This is a genomic window from Phormidesmis sp. 146-12 (assembly GCF_052939495.1).
This window is the reverse complement of the sequence record NZ_JBJPHS010000022.1, coordinates 13882-36034: the sequence shown is the minus strand read 5'-3', so window position 1 is coordinate 36034 and position 22153 is coordinate 13882. Positions and strand designations below refer to the sequence as shown.

The 22153-nt window shown below is 47.9% G+C and carries 10 protein-coding genes; 4 read left to right on the top strand and 6 right to left on the bottom strand.

From position 1 onward, the window contains the following. Positions 1 to 2: 2 nt before the first annotated feature. From ACKFKF_RS12025 to ACKFKF_RS12010, 4 genes are read left to right on the top strand one after another with little or no spacing between them, the layout of a single operon-like run. Entirely contained in the window at positions 3 to 6104 is a 6102-nt protein-coding gene (locus ACKFKF_RS12025; RefSeq protein ID WP_446867923.1) for an amino acid adenylation domain-containing protein, read from the top strand. Positions 6105 to 6125: 21 nt separating this feature from the next. Then, the gene (locus ACKFKF_RS12020) at positions 6126 to 7172 is read left to right on the top strand and encodes a TauD/TfdA family dioxygenase (protein ID WP_446867922.1); all 1047 of its coding nucleotides are present in this window, start codon (positions 6126 to 6128) and stop codon (positions 7170 to 7172) included. 17 nt (positions 7173 to 7189) lie between these two features. Further along, the gene (locus tag ACKFKF_RS12015; RefSeq protein WP_446867921.1) at positions 7190 to 11707 is read left to right on the top strand and encodes an amino acid adenylation domain-containing protein; all 4518 of its coding nucleotides are present in this window, start codon (positions 7190 to 7192) and stop codon (positions 11705 to 11707) included. Positions 11708 to 11726: 19 nt separating this feature from the next. After that, complete coding sequence (locus ACKFKF_RS12010) at positions 11727 to 16103, top strand: amino acid adenylation domain-containing protein (protein ID WP_446867920.1); 4377 nt, start codon at positions 11727 to 11729, stop codon at positions 16101 to 16103. Here ACKFKF_RS12010 and ACKFKF_RS12005 read toward each other — a convergent pair. Genes ACKFKF_RS12005 through ACKFKF_RS11980 form a run of 6 tightly spaced genes read right to left on the bottom strand, consistent with a single transcriptional unit; the run spans position 16100 to position 22153 of the window. Further along, on the bottom strand, positions 16100 to 16231 hold the full coding sequence (locus tag ACKFKF_RS12005) for a hypothetical protein (RefSeq protein WP_446867919.1): 132 nt from the start codon (positions 16229 to 16231) through the stop codon (positions 16100 to 16102). The genes ACKFKF_RS12010 and ACKFKF_RS12005 overlap by 4 nt on opposite strands. Before the next feature lie 29 nt (positions 16232 to 16260). After that, positions 16261 to 17799 (bottom strand): sensor histidine kinase, encoded by a 1539-nt coding sequence (locus ACKFKF_RS12000; protein WP_446867918.1) that lies wholly within the window; start codon positions 17797 to 17799, stop codon positions 16261 to 16263. A gap of 17 nt (positions 17800 to 17816) precedes the next feature. Then, complete coding sequence (locus tag ACKFKF_RS11995; protein ID WP_446856943.1) at positions 17817 to 18368, bottom strand: DUF2808 domain-containing protein; 552 nt, start codon at positions 18366 to 18368, stop codon at positions 17817 to 17819. A gap of 36 nt (positions 18369 to 18404) precedes the next feature. After that, positions 18405 to 20063 carry an iron uptake porin gene (locus tag ACKFKF_RS11990; RefSeq protein WP_446867917.1) on the bottom strand — a complete coding sequence of 553 codons (1659 nt, stop codon included), beginning with the start codon at positions 20061 to 20063 and terminating at the stop codon, positions 18405 to 18407. Positions 20064 to 20102: 39 nt separating this feature from the next. Further along, positions 20103 to 21137: an NAD-dependent epimerase gene (locus ACKFKF_RS11985; protein WP_446867916.1), complete on the bottom strand. Its 1035-nt coding sequence runs from the start codon at positions 21135 to 21137 to the stop codon at positions 20103 to 20105. Then, positions 21134 to 22153: a histidine phosphatase family protein gene (locus tag ACKFKF_RS11980; protein WP_446867915.1), complete on the bottom strand. Its 1020-nt coding sequence runs from the start codon at positions 22151 to 22153 to the stop codon at positions 21134 to 21136. The genes ACKFKF_RS11985 and ACKFKF_RS11980 overlap by 4 nt, the downstream gene beginning before the upstream one ends.

Here is a 22153-nt window from a genome sequence, read left to right as displayed (position 1 = left end):
TCATGCAGCACAATGACTCGATCGCAACTCGCAAATCGCAGCTTTCAGACGCAAAACGCGCCCTGCTGGAAAAGCGTCTGCGCGGCGAATTTATAGATTCTGATAAGCAGTCGATCGTGGCTCGTTGTCCTGCACAGGTAGGAAACCCGCTGTCTTTTTCGCAGCAGCGTATGTGGGTTTTGAATCAGCTAGAACCAGAGAACGCTGTTTACAACATTCCCACAGTTCTGCACTTGCAAGGTTGTTTGAATATTCCAGCGTTGGAGCAGAGTTTGAATGAAATTTTACGCCGTCATGAGGTGTTGCGGAGCAGTTTTACCACGCTTCAAGGGCAACCGCTTCAAGTCATTCATCCCGTTGTCAGTCTAAATATTCCTGTGGTGGATCTATCTGAACAATCCACGACTCAACAGCAAACAGAAATTCAGCACCTTGCGATCGAAACGGCTCAAAAACCGTTTGATTTGAGTCAGGTTCCGCTTTTACGAATCACACTGCTGCGGTTGCAATCCACTGAGCATGTTATCTTATGTACGATTCATCACATCGTCTCGGATGCATGGTCAGCACAGGTGTTGATGCGTGAATTAGTGGTTCTTTACCGCGCTTTTTCTCAGGGCAATCCTTCTCCGTTACCGGAACTACCGATTCAATACGCCGATTTTGCTTATTGGCAGCGAGAATCCCTCAAGGGCGATCGACTGAACACACATTTATCCTACTGGAAACAACACCTACAGTCTTTACCCCCACTGTTATCGCTACCCACCGATTATCCGCGTCCTCCGGTTCAAACCTTTCGGGGAAAAACCTGCTGGCTGCAACTTTCGGCTTCTCTCACTACCAAGCTCAAGCAACTGAGTCAACAACACAACGCTACGCTATTCATGACCCTGCTGACAGCCTTCACGACGCTGCTCTATCGCTACACTCAGCAGACAGATATGTTAGTTGGTACGCCGATCGCTAATCGTACCCAAAGCGTAACAGAATCCCTGATTGGCTGCTTCGTTAACACACTGGTTTTGCGAACGGATCTATCGGGCGATCCCCCATTTAGTGAGTTACTGGCGCGGGTGCGAGAAGTGACCTTGCAGGCTTACACCCATCAAGATCTGCCATTTGAGCAACTGATTGAGGCGCTTAATTTAGAGCGAACATTGAGCCATGCTCCCCTGTTTCAGGTCATGTTTGGAGTGCAAAATGTGCCGACAACTGCGCTGGTATTACCAGAGCTAACAATCACTCCTCAACCGTTGGAGAGTAGCACTGCCAAGTTTGATTTATCGCTTCTCTTCAGTGAAACTGAACAGGGATTGTTAGGCGGACTGGAATATAACTGTGATTTGTTTGCAGCCGATACAATAGAGCGATTGATCGGACACCTGCAAATGCTGTTGGCAGGAATTGTCACCAATCCACGGCAGCGCCTTAGTCAACTACCGTTACTGACCACAGCAGAACAGCAAGTCCTGATCGACTGGAATCAAACGCAGGTTGTTTATCCAGAGCAGCTTTGTTTGCATCAGCGGGTAGAAAGACAAGTCGAGAAAACTCCTGATGCGATCGCAGTTGTCTTTGAAGGGCAACAGCTTTCCTATCGAGAGTTAAACACTCGCGCCAATCAACTAGCTCATTTTCTGCGTCAAATGGGAGTCACAGCAGAGGTGCGAGTGGGAATCTGTCTAGAGCGATCGCTAGAAATGGTGATCGCACTGCTGGCAGTTCTTAAGGCTGGTGGAGCCTATGTGCCCCTTGATCCAGACTATCCATCTGATCGATTAGCGTTTGTGATGGCAGATGCTCAAGTCCCGATTTTATTAACCCAACAGCATTTGAAGCCGATCGTCTCGGAATTTCAGGGGCAAATTCTTTGCCTGGATACCGATTGGGAGCAGATTGCTCAGGAATGCACTACTAATCCTGACCCTGTTGCTAGTTTAGAGAATTTAGCGTATGTGATTTACACCTCTGGCTCCACAGGCAAGCCGAAAGGTGTGATGAATACTCATCGAGGCATTGATAATCGCCTTTGCTGGATGCAAGCAGCGTATCAGTTAACGACCCACGATCGCGTTCTTCAAAAAACACCCTTTAGCTTTGATGTCTCCGTCTGGGAGTTCTTTTGGACGCTGACTACGGGTGCTTGTCTAGTTATGGCTCAACCGGGTGGACATCAAGACAGTGCCTATCTTGTTCGGTTAATTGCAGAACAGAATATCTCGGTGCTGCATTTTGTTCCATCTATGCTTCAGGCTTTTCTAGAGGAGCCAAAATTACCGGAAAATTGTGGCTGCATTCGGCAGGTTTTTTGTAGTGGCGAAGCTTTACCTGTGGAACTACAAAATCGTTTTTTTGAGCGACTAAATGCCGCCCTACACAATCTCTACGGGCCTACAGAAGCCGCGATCGATGTAACGTACTGGGAGTGCGATCGTCATTCTGGACAATCCACCGTTCCGATTGGTCACCCAATTGCCAATACACAGATTTATTTACTTGATCCATGCTTGCAGCCCGTTCCGATTGGGGTTCCCGGTGAGCTTTATATTGGCGGGATGGGTCTAGCGAGAGGCTATCTCAATCGTCCGGCACTCACGGCAGAGCGATTTATTCCCCATCCTTTTAGTGACGTGCCGGAAGCAAGGCTCTACCGCACAGGAGATTTAGCTCGCTACAGAACAGATGGAGCGATTGAATTTTTAGGTCGGACGGATTATCAAGTCAAAATTCGGGGATTTCGGATTGAGTTAGGTGAAATAGAAGCGGTTTTGAGTCAGCATCCCCAAGTACGGGAAGCGGTAGTGGTGGTGCGGGAAGAAGTAACCGGACAGAAATACCTAGTTGCCTATGGAGTTCTGCAAGATGCTGAGGAAATTGCAGTTCAGACGCTGCGAAACTGGCTAAACCAGCGATTGCCAGAGTATATGATTCCTTCAGCCTTCGTCTGGTTGGAACAGATGCCGCTAACTTCTAGTGGAAAGACCGATCGCCGCGCCCTACCCGCACCGGAGATAGCTCGATCGAGGTCAATCACTCGCTACATCGCTCCCCAAACGCTCATAGAACAGCAGCTTGTGGAGATTTGGTCACAGGTGTTGGCGATCGAGACGATCGGAGTGCAGGACAACTTTTTTGAATTGGGTGGGGATTCCATTCTCAGCCTACAAATCATTGCAAAAGCAAATCAAGCTGGATTGCACTTCACTCCCAAGCAGTTGTTTCAACATCAGACCATCCAGGAGTTAGCAGCGGTCGTTGGCACTGCCCTGCACACAACGGCTGACCAAGGTTTAGTCACGGGTTCACTGTCACTGACCCCGATTCAACACTGGTTTTTTGAGCAGTCATTGCTAAACCCACATCATTGGAATCAAGCAGTATTGCTAACAGTGCATCAGCGACTGGATTTTACTATTCTCAAACAGGTGGTACAGCAGTTACTTAACCATCATGACGCTCTACGATCGCATTTTTACCAGGAAGGAAACGATTGGAAAGCCGTAAATGCAGAATCATCACCTAATCCCTGTGCAGTGGTCGATCTCTCTGGACTACCAGATATACAGCAAAATAGTGCAATGGTTGGAGCGATCGAGCAACTGCAAGCCAGCCTGAATCTAACAGAAGGAACGCTGATGCGGGTAGTTTGGTTTGATTTTGGGGCTGATCAAGCTAGTCGTCTGTTGTTTATCATCCACCATTTGGTTGTAGATGGGGTGTCTTGGCGCATCTTGTTAGAAGATTTTCAAACGCTCTATCAGCAGCAGATTCAGGGACGCATCATGCAGCTACCTGCAAAAACGACCGCCTTTAAGCAGTGGGCGCAACGGTTGCAACTCTATTCACAGTCTGAGGAATTACAACAAACTCAAACCTATTGGCTGTCTCCTAGCCTAACAGAGCCAATTCCGATCGATTTCCCAAATGGAATGAACACTGTTGCCAACACTCATACACTGTCCGTTAAACTGAATCAGGCAGAAACACAGGCGTTGTTGCAGCAGGTGCCTGCTGTTTATCGCACTCAAATCAATGACTTACTCCTAACCGCACTGGTTCAGGCATTCGCTCAATGGACTGGAACTTCCCGGTTGTTGGTCAATCTGGAAGGTCACGGACGCGAACAGCTTTGGGAAGACATAGACCTATCGCGCACGGTTGGCTGGTTTACCACGCTATTTCCAGTACAGCTAGATTTGACAAATATCACTGATCCGGCTGAGGCATTGAAATCAATTAAAGAGCAGCTACGCCGGATTCCTACTCGTGGATTGAGCTATGGAGTGCTGCGTTATCTCAATCAAGACACCGTTGAACCACTACGATCGCTGCCTCAAGCCCAAGTTAGCTTCAATTATCTGGGTCAGTTTGATCAGTTGCTGCCAGAGTCTTCCCTGTTCGAGCTTGCGCCGGAGTCTGCTGCACCCCTGCAAAGTTTGTCCAGTAGTCGCTATCATCTATTAGACATTCAGGCTGGAGTCACAAGAGGACAACTGCATCTCAACTGCACCTACAGTCAAGCAGTGCATCAATCTGCCACGATCGCTGCGCTCATGCAAGCCTTTGTCGCATCCCTGAGAACATTGATCGATCATTGCCTGTCTCTTGGTGCTGGAGGGAACACTCCTTCAGACTTCCCGCTCGCAGAACTGGATCAAATAACGCTGGATCAGTTGGTTGGCAGCGATCGCACAATCGAAGATCTGTATCCGCTCTCTCCAGCACAGCGGGGAATTTTATTCCACACGCTGTATGCGCCAGGTCACGGACTCTACAGCACCCAATTATCATTTAGTTTGTGCGGCAAATTAGATAGCGCTATTCTTCAACAAACCTGGCAGCAGATCTTCGATCGCCATCCTGTTTTTCGGACTGCTTTTATTTGGGAAGGACTCGATCGACCCTTGCAAGTTGTGCGACAACGGACTTCCGTATCCTGGCAGGAAGCAGACTGGCGCGAATTGTCTTCAGAACAGCAGGAAGCCCAGATTGCCGCTTTGTTGAAAGACGATCGACAGCGTGGGTTTCAAATCCATCAAGCCCCACTGAGTCGGATTTTCCTGATCCGGTTGACAGAAGACACCTACCGATTTATCTGGCATTTCCATCATTTAATTTTAGATGGATGGTCTGTGCCGCTGGTGTTTCAGGAAGTGTTCGCCACCTATGAACGGCTCTATCAGGGACAATCAGTACTTGCACCGCCGACTCGTCCCTATCGGGATTACATCACCTGGCTGATCAACCAGGATCTTGCGTCAGCCGAAACTTTCTGGCGTAGAATGCTGCAAGGATTTACTGCGCCAACCCGATTCAGCGACTCGGTAGCCAACGTCGATCGAGCCAGTGAAGCCACAATTCTGTCGCGATCGTTCACACTCGAAACAACTACCGCCCTGCAATCCCTAGTTCAACAGCATCGACTAACACTGAATACGCTGATTCAGGGAGTTTGGGCACTGTTATTGAGTCATCATAGTGGCAGCGAGGATGTAGTATTTGGTGCAACAACAGCAGGTCGTCCGGTGACGCTATCTGACTCAAATTCTATGGTTGGAATGTTTATCAATACGCTGCCTGTGCGGGTGCAGATTAATCCGGATGCTGCTTTCATTCCCTGGCTTCAAGCAATCCAAGTTCAACAAAGTGAAGCTCGACAGTATGAATACACGCCACTGGTACAAATTCAGCGGTGGAGCGATCTTGCTCCGGGCTTACCGCTATTTGAGAGCCTGATTGTGTTTGAGAATTACCCGATCGATGAATCCCTAAGACAGCGATCGACTCAGTTAGACATTCAGCGAGTCAGTTCCAGCGTGAATAATGGCTATCCACTCACCGTGCGAGTGATTCCCGAAACAGAGTTGTCGCTGCAACTGTTGTATGACCCGGCTCGGTTGGATACCGACGTTATGAATCAATGGCTACAGTGTTTTTCAACGGTTTTACGCCGAATTGTCGAACAACCGGAGGTGCCGTTAAAAGAACTCATGACTTGGATCGTTGCAGCCGAGCAGCAACACCAGCAAACCAAAGCACAGGAACTAGAGCAATTAAGCCTTCAGAAGTTGAAATTGACTAAGCGACGCAAACAGCAGTAACCTTTGATGGAATGTCCTACTATGAATCAGACTCCAGATCCCACGACTTTCATCCGGCAGCATCGACGTAAGTTAGTGACTTCTACAACTCAGCTTGTTCAGATACAACCGTCTGAACAACAGCTTCCTCTGATCATTCAGCCAACATTGGAAGGACTGAGTTTAGCGACGTGGGCAAAGGAGAATCAACGACTGATCGAAACAGAGTTGTTGAAACATAGCGGTATTCTGTTTCGTAACTTTCAAGTGTTAGGGGATGCAGATTTTGAGACATTCATGCAGGGGCTTTCCCAAACCGCAATGCCTTATTCCTATCGATCGACTCCCCGCACCCAAGTTCGCCCTAATGTCTACACTTCCACAGAATATCCAGCGGATCGGGCAATTCCACTTCATAACGAAATGTCCTATGCGCGGCAGTGGTGCCTGAAAATTAGCTTTTATTGTGTTCAGCCTGCTCAACAGGGGGGAGAAACTCCGATCGCGGATAGTCGCCGGGTTCTAGCGCAGATTCCTAACAGCATTCGATCGCGATTTCAGGATGGCGTGCTGTATGTGCGGAATTATGGTGGGGGGCTGGATTTGCCCTGGCAGGAAGTCTTTCAAACGGACGATCGATCAGTCGTTGAAAAATACTGCCATCAGGCTGGAATTGCAATTGAGTGGTGGGGACAGGATCAGTTAAGAACTCGTCAGGTGTGTCAAGCGATCGCTACCCATCCTCAGACGGGTGAAGCGGTTTGGTTTAATCAGGCGCACCTATTTCACATCACGAGTTTAGGAGCAATGCTCCAGACCGATCTGATTCAGGGAATTCCTATGGAAGCGCTACCGCGCAATGCTTACTATAGCAACGGCACGGAGATTGAACCCTCTGTTCTCGAAGTAATTCGCTCCGTCTATCAGCAGGAGACAGTGCGATTTCCCTGGCAAGCCGGAGATGTGCTGCTTTTGGACAATATGCTCACTGCACATGGACGCTGCCCATTTTTGGGTTCACGTCGAGTTCTAGCGGCAATGGCAGATCCTCACAGTCCAGATATGCTATGGGCAACAAACAATCATTGATAAGTAGGAACTGAACTATGCAATTACCCACGATCGAGGGCTACCGACTGTCACCCCAACAAAAGCACCTGTGGTCTCTACAGCGATCGCATCCTGACATTCCGACGATCGCTCAGTGTATCTTGCTATGTGAAGGAGCGCTTCAGGTTCAAACTTTGAAGACAGCGATAGAAAAGGTGATTCAGCGACATGAAATCCTCCGAACAGCGTTTCAATGCTTGCCGGAGATGATTCTGCCGCTTCAGGTGATTCAGGAGGAAACTAATCTCAACATTTCTGTGTCAGAACCTTTATTCGATCGTGGACTGGCTCAAAATCTGGAACTAGCTGTTCAGGACTACTTACAAAAAAATAGCCAAGTCCACAGTTTTGAGCAATCTCCATCACTACGAGTGGCAATCGTTCCCCTGGCTCCACAGCAACATTTGTTGATTTTGAGTCTTCCGAGTTTATGTGCAGATGCAACGACGCTACAGCTTCTTGCTAGCGAAATTAGCCGTACCTATGCTGGTGATTTTGATAGTCAACTAGATGAGCCGATGCAATATGCAGATCTAGCAGAGTGGCAAAATGAACTGCTAGAAGCGGAAGCAACGAATTGCGGTAAAACTTATTGGCAGCAGCAATTCTCGGATTTAAGCAGATGGAGGCTTCCCTTTGAACACCAAGTTCAATCTGCGCCATTTCAACCGCGCTGCTTCACCGCTCACCTGGATGCTGAAACCATTAGCCAGTTCACTCAACATGACAACGGCTCGATCGCGGCGGTATTGCTGACCTGCTGGCAAGTGCTGCTGTGGCGGATGACGAGTCGATCCGATATCACCGTCGGTGTTACCAGCATGGCGCGAAAGTACGAGGATTTGCAACACGCTCTGGGACTATTGGACAAATGCTTACCATTACAGAGCCATTTGGAGGAGCATGATCTCTTGAGTCAACGGGTGCAGCAGACGGCTCAGATCATGCAGGAAGCACACCAATGGCAGGAGTACTTTACAGGATTGCCTCTAGTAACTTTGCCCGTTGGTTTTGAGTTTGCGGAATGGTCTGTGGCATCAACGCCTAATCTGACTTTTTCTATCTATCAGCAAGCAGTTTACCTGAATCATTTCAAAATTAGACTGTCCTGTGTTCGTCAATCCGGGCAGCTTCGAGCCGAATTTCATTATGATGCCAATCTGTTTGCAGCCAGTGCGATCGCTCAAATTGCGAACAATTTTCAAACCTTACTGACTTCAATTATTCATCAACCGAATGCTAGACTCGCAGACCTCAATTTGCTCAGCGATCGCGATCGACAGCAGCTTTTAGTAGATTTCAACCCAACAACAATCAACCATTGCAGCTACAGCACAATCCATCAATGGTTTGAACAGCAGGTAGAACAATCACCCGATCGCGTTGCCGTAGTCTTTGAGGATCAATCCCTCACCTATGCGGAACTAAATGCCCGCGCCAATCAACTGGCTCACTTCCTGCGGACACAGGGAATTAAACCTGAACAGCTTGTGGCGCTATATGTCGATCGTTCTCCAGAAATGCTAATCGGCTTATTGGGAGTTCTTAAAGCAGGTGGTGCGTATCTACCCCTTGATCCGGGCTTACCTACGACGGCAGTTGAGCAGCGGTTACAGCAGGTTCAAGCCTCAATTCTCCTGACCCAGCAGAAACTTGCAAATGATTTGACATTGACGATGCAGGTAATTTGTCTGGATACGGACTGGTCTACGATCGCTCAACAAGCCACCACCAATCCAACCCACTGCACAACACCCGAAAACTTAGTTTATGTCCTGTTCACATCAGGTTCAACAGGTCAACCGAAAGGGGTGGCTGTAGAGCATCGACAGTTGTTGAATTATGTCAACGGCATCTTAACCAGGCTGGCTATCCCTGAAGGGGCAAGTTTTGCCACAGTTTCTACTCTGGCTGCGGATTTGGGCAATACCACGCTGTTCGCCTGTCTATGCACAGGTGGCTGTTTACACCTGATTTCCCAGGAACGATCGCTCGATCCCAACGCACTAGCAGAATACGGTCGTCAGCACGCGATCGACTATCTCAAAATTGTTCCTTCCCATCTTAAGGTGTTGCTAGACGCTACTGATTGTCGGGCAATCCTGCCCCAGCGACAGCTAATCCTGGGTGGAGAAACACTTCATTGGCATCTAGTTGAACAAATTCAGCAACTCGCGCCCACTTGCCAGATACTCAACCACTACGGGCCAACAGAAACCACTGTGGGAGTGTTGACTTATGAAGTTCGAGAACGCCTATCGGCAGCCGATTCTGAGACGGTTCCATTAGGCTATCCGCTGCCAAATACCCAAGTTTATCTACTAGATACTCACCTCCAACCTGTCCCGATCGGTGTTGCGGGTGAAATTCACATTGGCGGCGCTAGCGTGACTCGTGGATATCTCGCCCAGCCTGAACTTACAACTGCCGCTTTTGTGCCGCATCCGTTTAGCAGCGATCCAGGTGCCCGACTGTACAAAACCGGAGACTACGCCCGTTATTGCCTAGATGGAACAATCGAGTTTCTGGGACGTGCAGATCAGCAAGTAAAAATTCGGGGTTTCCGAATTGAACTGGGAGAAATCGAAGCGGCTTTGAAACAACATCCAGATGTACGAGAGGCGATCGTGCTTGCTACAGAAGCAGAACATCCACAACTGATTGCCTATGTAGTTTTTCAGGCTGCTGATGCGATCGTGAATCTGCGCCAATTTTTGCAAGCTAAACTTCCCGAAGTCATGATACCGTCCGCGATCGTGCCGTTGAAGACACTGCCGTTACTGCCGAATGGCAAACTCGATCGTCACACATTGTTGGCAATGGATCTTCCCCAGTCCAACACCGCTAGCGCATTTGTTCCACCGCGCACTTCTATCGAAGCAACGATTGCTCAGATTTGGGAAACTGTTCTCAGACTGCCGCAAGTAGGAATTTATGATAACTTTTTTGAGTTAGGTGGGGATTCTATTCTCTGCATTCAAGTGATTGCGAAAGCCAGTCAAGCTGGACTCCGATTCACGCCCAAGCAATTGTTTGAGCATCCCACCATTGCGACGCTGGCAGAAGTGGTCAATACGGCTCCCATCATTGCCGCAGAGCAGGGAGTTGTAACAGGAATTGTGCCGCTGACTCCAATTCAGCACTGGTTTTTTGAGCAAAATCTCCCAGAGTCACATCACTGGAATCAATCGATCCTGCTGCAAGTTCAGCAACCCCTTAATCCAGTTTTGCTGAGGCAAGCACTGAGTCATCTGCTGCAACATCACGATGCCCTGCGGCTGCGGTTTCATCGAGATGCAACAGGCTGGCAACAGATTAATACTGATGTTGATACGATCGTGCCATTCACTCAAGTAGATTTGTCTACTCTTGCCGCCGCCGATCAATCTGAGGCAATTACCGTTGTCGCCACCGACCTGCAAACAAGCCTGAATCTCGCGGACAGTCCTTTAATGCAAGTCGCACTGTTCGACCTTGGCAATCATCAGCCCGATCGCCTGTTGCTGATTCTGCATCATCTCGTGGTTGATGGGGTGTCCTGGCGCATTCTGCTAGAGGATTTGCAAACAGCTTACCAGCAATTAGCTCAGGGTCAAGCGGTACAGCTACCTGCTAAAACAACCTCCTTTAAGGAGTGGTCAACCCGTTTGCAGAACTATGCTAACTCGGAGGCACCCCAGCAAGAACTCACTTACTGGCAGCAAGAGAGTGGAGCCGCCACACTGCCAATGGATAATCCGACTGGAGCCAATACGGTTGCCCTGATCCAAACAGTGTCCGTCGCGTTGACCCAAACAGAAACCAATGCTCTCCTCCAGGAGGTTCCAGCCACCTACCAAACTCAAATTAATGATGTATTGCTCACGGCACTGGTGCAGACATTTTTTCAGTGGACTCAAATTCCCTCGCTTTATCTCGATTTAGAAGGACACGGGCGAGAGTCGCTGTTTGAAGATGTGGAAGTGTCCCGCACGATCGGCTGGTTTACCACAATTTTTCCTGTGCAACTACAATTGGATCATCCTGAGCATTCCGAAAAATGTTTGAAATCCATCAAAGAGCAACTGCGCCAGATTCCTCGACAGGGCATTGGTTACGGCATCCTGCGCTATCTCAATCAGAACGAAGTAACAGCTAGTTTGCGCGATCGTCCGCCCGCTTCTGTGAAGTTCAATTACCTGGGGCAAGTAGACACGATCGCTGCCCCAACGTCCTTATTTGCCCCTGCACCGGAATCGACAGGGTTGGGGCGCAGTCCTCAAGGCAACCGCTGTTATCTGCTCGATATCACTGCAATTGTGAGCGAGGGACAACTGCACCTACGATGGGATTACAGCGCGGAAATTTACCAACGTTCTCGCATTGAGCAGCTAGCCCAAAACTATCTCACTGCTCTGCGATCGCTGATTGCTCACTGTCAGTCTCCAGACGTAGGCGGTTACACTCCCTCAGATTTTCCAGATGCTCAACTCGATCAAGAAGACCTCGATTTACTGATTGCTCAGTTAGATTAACCAGGAAGCCAAACAGACTATGAAAGCGAAAAATGTAGCGGATATCTATGAGCTTTCGCCCATGCAGCAAGGATTGCTCTTTCACACGCTGCACGACCCGGAATCGATCGCCTATTTCGATCAAAATAGCTTTACGCTGCGTGGCAAGCTGAATATTCCCGCTTTCAAACGAGCCTGGGAAATCGTGCTGGAGCGACATTCCATCCTGCGAACTTCTTTTCATTGGGCAACGCTCAAAAAGCCTGTACAAGTTGTTCATCAACAAATCGAACTACCCTGGCAAGAACTGGATTGGCGCGAACAAACCTCGATCGAACAACAGGAAAACCTCCAGGCTTTTCTGGCAGCCGATCGCATTCAGGGATTTGAGATGACAACTGCACCCTTGCTGCGGCTCACGCTAATCCACCTTACAGAAGACACTTATCAATTCACATTTAGCAAACATCACATTTTGCTGGATGGCTGGTCGAGATTGCTTGTGTTCAAGGAAGTATTTGATCTCTACACGACCCTGACCACCGAAGGAACTTTCCAGCTTCCACCCTCGCCTTCCTTCCGCAACTACATCACTTGGCTGCGGCAGCAAGATTCTCTGCAAGCCGAAACCTTCTGGCGTAAAATGCTTCGAGGATTCATCGCACCAACGCCGATGGGTGTTGATCAGCCAATTTCTAAACCGCCCTTCACAACTGACTCCTACAAGGTTCAGCGGCTCGATCTCCCTCAAATCGGTGACGATCTCCAGCGTTTTGCTCGACAGCATCAGCTAACTCCTACTACGCTAGTTCTGGCAGCTTGGAGCCTTTTGCTTAGCCGCTACAGTGGAGAATCTGATGTAGTTTTTGGCATTACCTCCTCCGGACGACCCGCTTCGTTATCGGGCGTAGAAGCGATCGCGGGACTGTTTATCAACACGCTGCCCGTCCGCGTTCAAGTTAATTCAGAAGCAACACTGGTGCCGTGGCTGCAACAGTTTCAATCCAGACAGGTCGAAATGCGGCAGTACGAGTATAGTTCGCTGGTTCAGATCCAAGGCTGGAGCGAACTGCCTCGCGGTGTCCCGCTGTTTGAGAGCCTGGTCATTGCTGAAAACTATCCAGTTGATCCCTCTCTACAAACACAAGCAACTGACCTCAGCATTGAAGGCGTTTTTTCATTTGGTCGATCGCACTATCCCCTCAGTCTCGTTATCGGACTAGGATCACCGTTTTTCTTGGAACTGACTTATGACGATCGGCGATTTGATGCTGATACGATTGATCGCCTATTAGGACATTTACAGATGCTTTTGACAGGGATGGTTGTAGATCCAAATCAACGTCTCAAGGAGCTTCCCCTCCTGACTGCTAAAGAACAACAAACCCTCGTAAAAGAGTGGAATCAGACCAGCACCAAGATTCCTGAGTTGTGCCTGCACGAATGGGTGGAAGCTCAGGTGCAACGCACCCCAGCCGCGATCGCTCTCCACTTCCAGGACTCCTCCTTCACCTACGACACCCTCAACCAGCGCGCCAATCACCTGGCTCATCGCTTGCAACAAGCAGGAGTCACGTCACAAACCCGCGTCGGTCTGTTCCTAGAGCGTTCTCCCAACCTGCTGATTGCCCTACTTGCGGTACTCAAAGCAGGCGGCACCTATGTTCCCCTCGACCCCGCTTATCCGGTTGAACGCCTCCGCTTCATTCTTGCGGATGCTCACGTTGCCCTGCTGCTGACCGACACACCCCTCGACACTCCCTTCTCCTTTGCAGGTCAAGTTCTGCCGCTCGATCACGTCTGGAGTGATGGCGTGACCTCAACGCTCTCCCCGCCCTGCTCCGTTACTCCCGACGCTCTAGCATACATTCTCTACACCTCTGGCTCCACAGGCAGACCGAAAGGGGTACAAATTCCTCATCGCGCGGTGGTCAACTTCCTCGACTCAATGCAGCAGGACTTGAACCTGCATCCGGGTGATGTGCTACTGTCTGTGACCTCGCTCTCGTTTGATATCGCAGTGCTGGAATTGCTGCTGCCTCTCGTTGTGGGGGCAACGGTAGAACTGGTAGACCGAGCCACGGCAGTCGATGGTCAGCGCTTGGCAGCCACGCTCACTCTGACACAAGCCACCTTCATGCAAGCAACTCCTGCCACCTGGCGACTGCTGCTAGAAGCAGGGTGGTCGGGCAGTCAAACGCTCACGATGTTGTGTGGCGGAGAAGCACTCACGCCTGACCTCGCAGCACAACTCTTACCTCGCGGAGCCGCGCTGTGGAATCTCTACGGCCCCACGGAAACAACGATCTGGTCTACTCGCTATCGCCTCACGACGGCGGCGGATGCGGCGGTGGTCGGACACCCGATCGCCAACACGCAACTCTACGTTCTCGACCAGCAGCAGCAGCCCGTGCCGATCGGTGTGGTGGGAGAACTGTACATCGGCGGCGCAGGCGTAGCACGGGGGTATGTGGGACGAGATGACCTGACGGCAGAGCGATTTGTACCTGATGCGTTCAGTGGTGTCCCAGGGGCGCGGTTGTATCGCACGGGCGATCGGGTGAAGTATCGAGCCGATGGCTGTGTCGAGTATGTGGGGCGGGTAGATTATCAGGTGAAGCTGCGCGGTTTTCGCATTGAGTTAGGGGAGATTGAAGCGGTACTGTCTCAGCATCCTCAGATCCGACAGGCTGCCGTATTGCTCTCTGGAGAACATCTTCAGCAATATCTCTGTGCCTTTCTTGTCGCTGAGAACGATCAGGCGATCGCTGATGACAAGTTGCGATCCTTCTTAAAGGAAATCCTACCGCAGTATATGATTCCCTCTACTTTTGTTGTTCTGGAGTCTTTACCACTGACACCTAATCGCAAGATTGATCGTCAAGCATTGGCTACGATCGACTCCATCAAACTACCACCTACCACAAGTTATATTCAGCCCCAAACGCCTGACGAACAGCAGCTTGCAGCGATTTGGACAGAGATTCTGGGTGTTCAGCAGGTTGGAACGCGGGACAATTTCTTTGACTTAGGTGGGCATTCCATTCTTGTGATTCAACTTTGGACGCGAATCAAGGAACTATTCCAGGTGGAAATTCCCCTGCGAAGTTTGTTTGAGGCACCAACGATTACAGAGCAAGTAAAGGTAATCACCAGTCTGCAACAGCAAGTTCAATCCACTCAGGAATTGATGACAACAATAGCAGTGGATTTGAGAAAAGAAGCAGTCCTCGATGCTGACATTCAACCTGCAACAGAATACGCAGTAGAAATATCCCCTCCAGAGGCCATCTTCTTAACCGGGGCAACTGGATTTCTGGGAGCTTTCTTACTACATCAGCTTCTACAACAAACTTTTGCGACGATTTACTGTTTAGTTCGTGCTTCCACGATTGAACAAGCGAGAGAAAGACTTCAACAAAATCTTGAGGATTATGCTTTGTGGGATCAGAGTTTTGCCCACAGAATTCTTCCAGTCTTAGGAGATTTAGCTCAACCAAAACTGGGACTGAGTTCTGATCAATTTCAGGCTCTAGCTGATCGCATTGATGTGATTTATCACAATGGCGCTCTAGTCAACTTCGTCTACTCTTATTCCACACTGAAAGCCGCAAATGTTTTGGGGACTCAAGAAGTTTTGAGACTGGCGGCGATGGTTCGCACAAAGCCTGTCCACTTTATCTCAACGTTTAGTGTCTTTTCTAATGTCGATCGTTTAGAAAAAATAGAGGTTAAAGAAGAGGATACTCCGGAAGCTTGTGAAAGCCTTCAAAGTGGATATGCTCAGAGTAAGTGGGTTTCAGAAAGGCTAACAGCGATCGCAAAGTCTAGAGGAATTCCAGTTTGCATTTACAGACTAGGAAGAATCACCGGAGATAGCCAAACTGGAATCTGTAACACGGATGATTTCATGTCTCGTATGATCAAAGGGTGTATTCAAATCGGGTATATTCCAGAATCAGACAGTGATATCTTAGTAGACATGACACCCGTTGACTATGCAAGTCAGGCGATCGTGCATCTTTCTCAACAGCAACAGCTTCTCGGACAGGTATTTCATATTGTCAATCCAACTCCCATCCGGATTCAGCAGTTACTAAACTGGCTAATTAGCTCATCTGGCTACTCGTTAAAACCTGTGAGTTACGAGCAATGGCGTGAAGAGTTAATCAAAGTAACAAAATCTGCTCAAGACAATGCCCTATATCCCCTGCTACCCCGATTTCTGCTCAAATCAACCGAGAAATCTAAAGACAGTCAATTAAATCTATCCGAATCTAAGTTTGATTGTCGTAACACTTCAGAGGGGCTTCAAGGAACAAGTATCTCCTGCCCTCAAGTGAGCGATAAACTGCTAAAAACCTACTTTCAGTACTACAGGCAGAGTGATTACTTGGAGGGCATCTCGAAAAATTAACCTCCAGGCAGTTGTTTTCCGTCCCGATAAAAGGTTTCAATTGTCCAGCGCTGCCAATATTGAGACAGCACCTGCTTCGCCGTCCAATCCGTGCGGTTAGTGACCAGAACAGCATAAGGTTCTTTCAAATATCACAACACTCAAGTTAATAATTGGATCAACGGTTGCGAAGTGTTCCCTGTGATGAAGAGATAGCATCCTCTAATGGAATGATCATCGTAAACGTTGACCCTCTGCCAAGCTGACTCCGTAGTTTAATTTGTCCATGATGAGCTTCCACGATCGCTCGAACGATCGCTAATCCTAGTCCTGCTCCTTCCGAGCGACGGCGACTTTTCGCAGAACGGGCAAAGCGCTCAAAAATTCTTTGCTGATCGACTAAAGAAATTCCTTCTCCTGTATCGCGCACCCAGAAGCGAACTGTCTTTGAGGAGATTGCTGAACCGATGGAGATCGTTTGAGTTGCTTGAGTGTGCTGGGTTGCATTTTGAGCTAAATTCATCACAGCCTGGGTAATTCGTTGTCGATCGACAATGATTTCTCCTTGCCCAACATTATCTAACACCCAGTTTCGGTCTGCTAGGGCACAGGCTTTCGTAAAAAGCTCCTGAGTTAGAGATTCTAAAGACACTGGTTCAAGCTGCAAGAAATCTGGACGCTCTGATTTTGCGAGTAGAATCAAATCATCGACAAACCGATTCATGCGATCGAGTTCATCCATCACAATGTTCATGGTTTCTTGCTGCTCGATCGGGTCATTGCCCATCAATTCGATATGCCCACGAATGATCGTTAAGGGAGTTCGCAATTCGTGCCCTGCATCATTGATAAAGTTGCGCTGAGTAGTAAATGCACTTTGAAGACGATCCATCATGTCATTAAAAGTATTTGCTAAATCAGCAATCTCACCTGCACCCTGGATCGAAATGCGTTGAGTCAGATCAGATTCACCAATCGATCGTGCTGTCGAAGACAATGACCGTAGTGGAGCAAGAATCTGACCAGAAGCAAACCAACCTAAAAGTAAAGCTAAGACAAGCACTCCCCCGGTCACTTGAATCACAACATCCACTGCTTCTAGAACTTCTCTCTGCTCTCCTGCTGTCGTGTGCGCCATGATAAACACACCGATCGTTTGCCCATCGGCTTGAATCGGTTGAGCAATGTAGATTAATTTTTCTAGCTCTGGATCATCAACGGGCTTTTCTCCTTGCTGGGGAATTGTAAGGGCTGCCCATTGATTCATCAGTGAACTACCTTGTTTAAGGATTTCTGGTCTAGCTCTGGGACTAGATCGATAGAAATCTCCATCTGTGAAAGTAATCAAGTAGACATCATCTTCGGGCACTTGGCGAGAAAGATAAGCATCAAAAAAAGATTCCAAATCTTTTATTGAGGTAGGCGGTTTCAATCGCTCATCTCGCCTTTCAGACCAATGAGAACCTTCGAGAGAACCATCCAGCTTCCCTTCAACTAAGGCATTAAAGGTACTTGCTTTTTCGGTCATGTCACCCCGAACTCGTTCATTGACGCGAAGCATCAATATTGATCGAAATGCAGGAATGACCGCAATAAAAATTAATGCAAGCAGCAAACCATAGCAGAATAAAATCCGATTTTGAGCCGCCCAAAAGATGCCTTTATGGCCGACCGGAAGCCTAGGACTCTCTTTCAGTTGTTCATCATCTCCACTCATGATCTGCCACCTAAATGCTAGTCTTGTTCTCGATCGTAGATCCGAATTCGCCCAAAGCCGAGGAATTGGCCCGCAGGTTGCTCTCCTACTGGAAATGCTGTGACTCCATATAAATAAGTTCCTCCCGTAGCAGGATTGCGAACAGGATAGACTCTCACGGTTACGGTTTTTCCTGGTTTAACAGGTGGATCAAATGTCACAGAGATGACTTGAGCTTGAGCATTGATCATGACATTTTTGACGGGAATTTTATTGCCTGGTTTCCTCCGCTTGCCTTCAAACGCTTCTAGCTTAGACGCATCGAAAAATGGGCGACCCGGACTTGCTTCGAGTTCGATTTCTAGCTTTTGTAATGGTTCACCCGCATCTTCTGGAACTGCAACCGTGAAGTAATAATTTGCGCCCCAGACGTAAGTTCCATTTTGGCTTGTTGCTATACCAAGTAAGCGCGGGGGCTTTTCAAAATAAGTTCTCCCATCTTTGAGTTCAATCGCTGAGGTAGAAGCAACAATGAATAGAGAAATTAGAATTGCGATCGCAAAAAACTTCGAGCTAGATTGCGTGAGCATTTTGAGGTAGATAAAAGGATTCAGTTAACTCAGACATCAAAAGCTAAAGGTTGTTCGGATTGTCCCGATGAAGATATTGTTGTTATCGCGATTATGTTCAGGGTTAGTAATCAAAATAACTCCTGGTGTGATACTGATAAAATCATTCACGCGACACCGATAAAATGCCTCGAAATGTAAGGAAGTATCCTCATCTTCGAGTGCTTGACCACCTTGAGAAAAATCGTTACGGGTCAGTTTAGGCGGTTGACCTATCACAAACCCTGCCAAACTGCCTTCCCTCAGTAGATCTGGCAATGCGATCGTGACTGCCCAGTTAAAAATACTAGCGCTCGGATTGTTGTCTAGATCAGTCGCTTTGGCACGGGTAAAGCCTGCCCACGCTGAGAACGAGAGCTTTTTACTCGGTGCGATCGCAGCTTGAATGCCAAAGGAATCTGCGATGACTGCATCACTATCCCCGTCAAAAGGATCATTTGCAAGTTCGCTTCCACTTGCGGTACTGACGCTATTGAAAGAGCGTACATAAGTCAAACCAATTCCGAATCGGCTACTTAGCTCTAGAGACAATTGAGCGATCGCGCTATACGATGACTTGTTGAAGCCTTGTTCTGGATCATTCAAATCCGAACCCAGGTAACCTACTGTGAAAGCAATATCATCGGTGAACTCATACTCTAAACCAATTCCGCTCCCTCCTCCAATTCGATAGATAGGATTGCGCTGCCCAAATCGAGAGACTGATCCTTCTGCACTTCCAGAAAGAAACGGATTGAAGGTATTTGCGAAGTCGTTTAAGCTTCCACCGACTGCGGCAACATACAGCGTTGCTTGTTTACTTATCGAAGTTCGATACTCTAATCGGCTCACTTCTAATCTGCCTTCACTGCCCCCCTGGTAGGCTAATCGCGCCATGTCTGTCCCCGCTGCTTGGTCAATTCGGCTAAGATTACTTGCCTGCAATCGAGTTCTCAGCCGATCTTTCCCAAAAAGACTGGTATCAAAATTGAGGCGAACCCGACTTCCTAAAGTGAGATTGCTATCCGTACGATCGTCACTTCCATCTGGTTTCTCTGCATCAGCGACACTGGTTACTGCAAACACAACCTCGCCTGTTAGTTTAGTTGTTGCCGAAAATGAGTTAGATAATCGTCGTTCCGAATCAAGGGTATCAATCTGACTGTTGACGATCGCGAGTTCTTTTGCGAATTCTGCTTGGAGCTTCTTAAGCACTTCTAGATCCTGCTGAGTTGCATATTGCTCAGGCAAGGTCTTCAGAACTTCATCGACTCGATTCATCGCACTGTTTAAGCCAGCCGCAAATTCATAGCGACTCATTGCCCGATTTCCTCGAAAAGTCCGATCTGGATAGCCTGACACGACACCATATCGTTCAACGATCGACTTTAACGACTGAAAGGCCCAATCACCAGGCTGGACATCTGACAACTCAGAAACAGAGGTGACTTGAGCCATTGGAGCAGGCTGTGTCAAAAACTCAGGCAGTGTTACTTCAGGCGGAGACGTTAAAGCAGAAAAAGTTGGCTCAGAAGATTCCTGCTGGAAAGCAGTTTGAGAAACAGAGGATTGAGGAAATTCTCTCTTAACTGTGGGAACTTCTTCCGCGATTGCAGTTTGAGCAACCAGCAGGTTGAAAGCGCACAACATCAAAGCCTTCTGAGTGGAGCTAGACATATCTAGTTTTCTTTTTTACTGAGTCATCAATCGCATCGACTAAATTAAAGCAGTGGCTGGACGCTGATGATACTTGTTTCTAGAAGGTGTTTCGTAGTACTCGCGATACCACTGCACAAACTGGAACAATCCTTCTTCTAAAGAAGTTTCTGGCTTGAAGCCAACCTCCTGCATTAAGTCATCGACATCTGCATAAGTCATGGGAACATCTCCTGGCTGCATGGGAAGAAATTTTTTGATGGCAAAACTACCGAGTAATTGTTCGATCGTTTCAACAAACTGCATTAGCTCAACTGGATTGTTATTGCCAATGTTATAGAGCTTATAAGCTGCATTACTATTCAAAGCTGCATCAGCATTCATGGTGGGAATCTTCGTCATGACCCGTACCACACCTTCAATAATGTCATCAATAAAGGTAAAATCTCGCTGCATTTTACCGTAGTTGTAGATTTCGATGGGTGTCCCTTCTGCGATCGCTTTCACGAATTTGAAGTAAGCCATATCAGGTCTACCCCAAGCCCCATAGACCGTAAAGAACCGAAGTCCAGTCGTTGGAATGCCATACAGGTGACTGTATGAGTGAGCAATCAATTCATTCGATTTCTTGGTTGCAGCGTAGAGAGAAACTGGATAGTCAACATTGTCCTGAACCGAGAAAGGAATCTTCGTGTTTGCACCATAGACAGAGCTTGAGGAAGCAAAAATGAGATGCTGAATATCACTATTTCGGCAGCCTTCTAGTAAGTTCACAAACCCAGTAATGTTGCTATCAATGTAGGTATGTGGATTTTTCAGCGAGTAGCGTACACCCGCTTGAGCCGCCAAGTTCACAACATAGTCAAATTTGTGATCCTGAAAAAGTTGTAGAATACCCTCTCGATCGACGAGATCCAGAAGTTGAAAGCTGAACTGTTTATGATGCTTGAGCCTTTCTAGTCGTGCACATTTGAGCGCAATATCATAGTAATCATTAAGATTGTCAATCCCATGAACTTGATAACCATCACTCAGAAGCCGTTTTGCCAAATGAAACCCAATAAAACCAGCAGCACCAGTGATTAAAATCTTCATAGTAGTGTGTTGGGGATAAAGTTGAATGCTTGCAGAACAGGGCGATGATTGATTGGGTAATGCAGAATGCTCATTGTTCCTGGCTCTAGGTCGAAAATCGATGAATCTGCGGGAATCTCTAGCGTGTGAGCAAGCAATTGACGAATCAGATTTGGAGAGAGTGTCGCGACTCCAGTCATCAATGATTCTGAATCCATCTGCCATGCCAATTCTTGAGTAACGTTTATGCGATCGCAACTCAAATAGAAGTCTAAGCTGACCGACTTGAGAAACTTAGCAAAATTCAGCAAAGAATCAGAGTTTTGAATGAGAAGCAAGCGTAAGCCCAGTTTGCCTTCTTTGAGCTTAGGAAGAGATTCGCCGAGATGCTGAGTATGATTCATCGCTCGCAACGTTGCAGGCTGCTCTAAGCCCTGTGGAAACTCTAGCACGCTCACCCCACAGTTCGATTGCTGTAAGGTGTGAAAAGTTTGACATCCTATCCCGATCGCCGTTCCGATCAAAGCTCGAATCGTTCCACCGTGACTGATGATCAAAATCGTTTCATCAATGTGGCGCGGAATCACCTCTTTCCAAAATTGTTGGGCTTGCACATACAAGTCTAAAACTGGAAAGCAAGGCTCTGTGAGTGTTGCAACTGAGCTTTCTGCTTCAGCAAGTTGCATTTGAAATTCATGCGGTCGCTCTTTCCAGCATTGATAATCCTCTGCAAAGTGTTGTCGCACATATTGAAAGGGTAATCCTTCCCAAGTTGGCATCGCAATTTCTTTCAAATGATCGTGACAGTTCAGTTCTAGCCTGGAATTTTGCAGAATTGCGATCGCTGTTTGCTGAGTTCTTTGTAGAGGGCTACTATAAGCGGCATGAATTTTAGTATGTTTCAGCAAATCTCTTGTCTGCTGTGCCATCATCAATCCAGCTTCCGTCAATACAGACTTATCGCAGCATCCTTGATAGCGTTTTTCAGCATTGTAAGTACTTTGCCCATGCCGAACTAAAATGAATCGTGTTGCCAT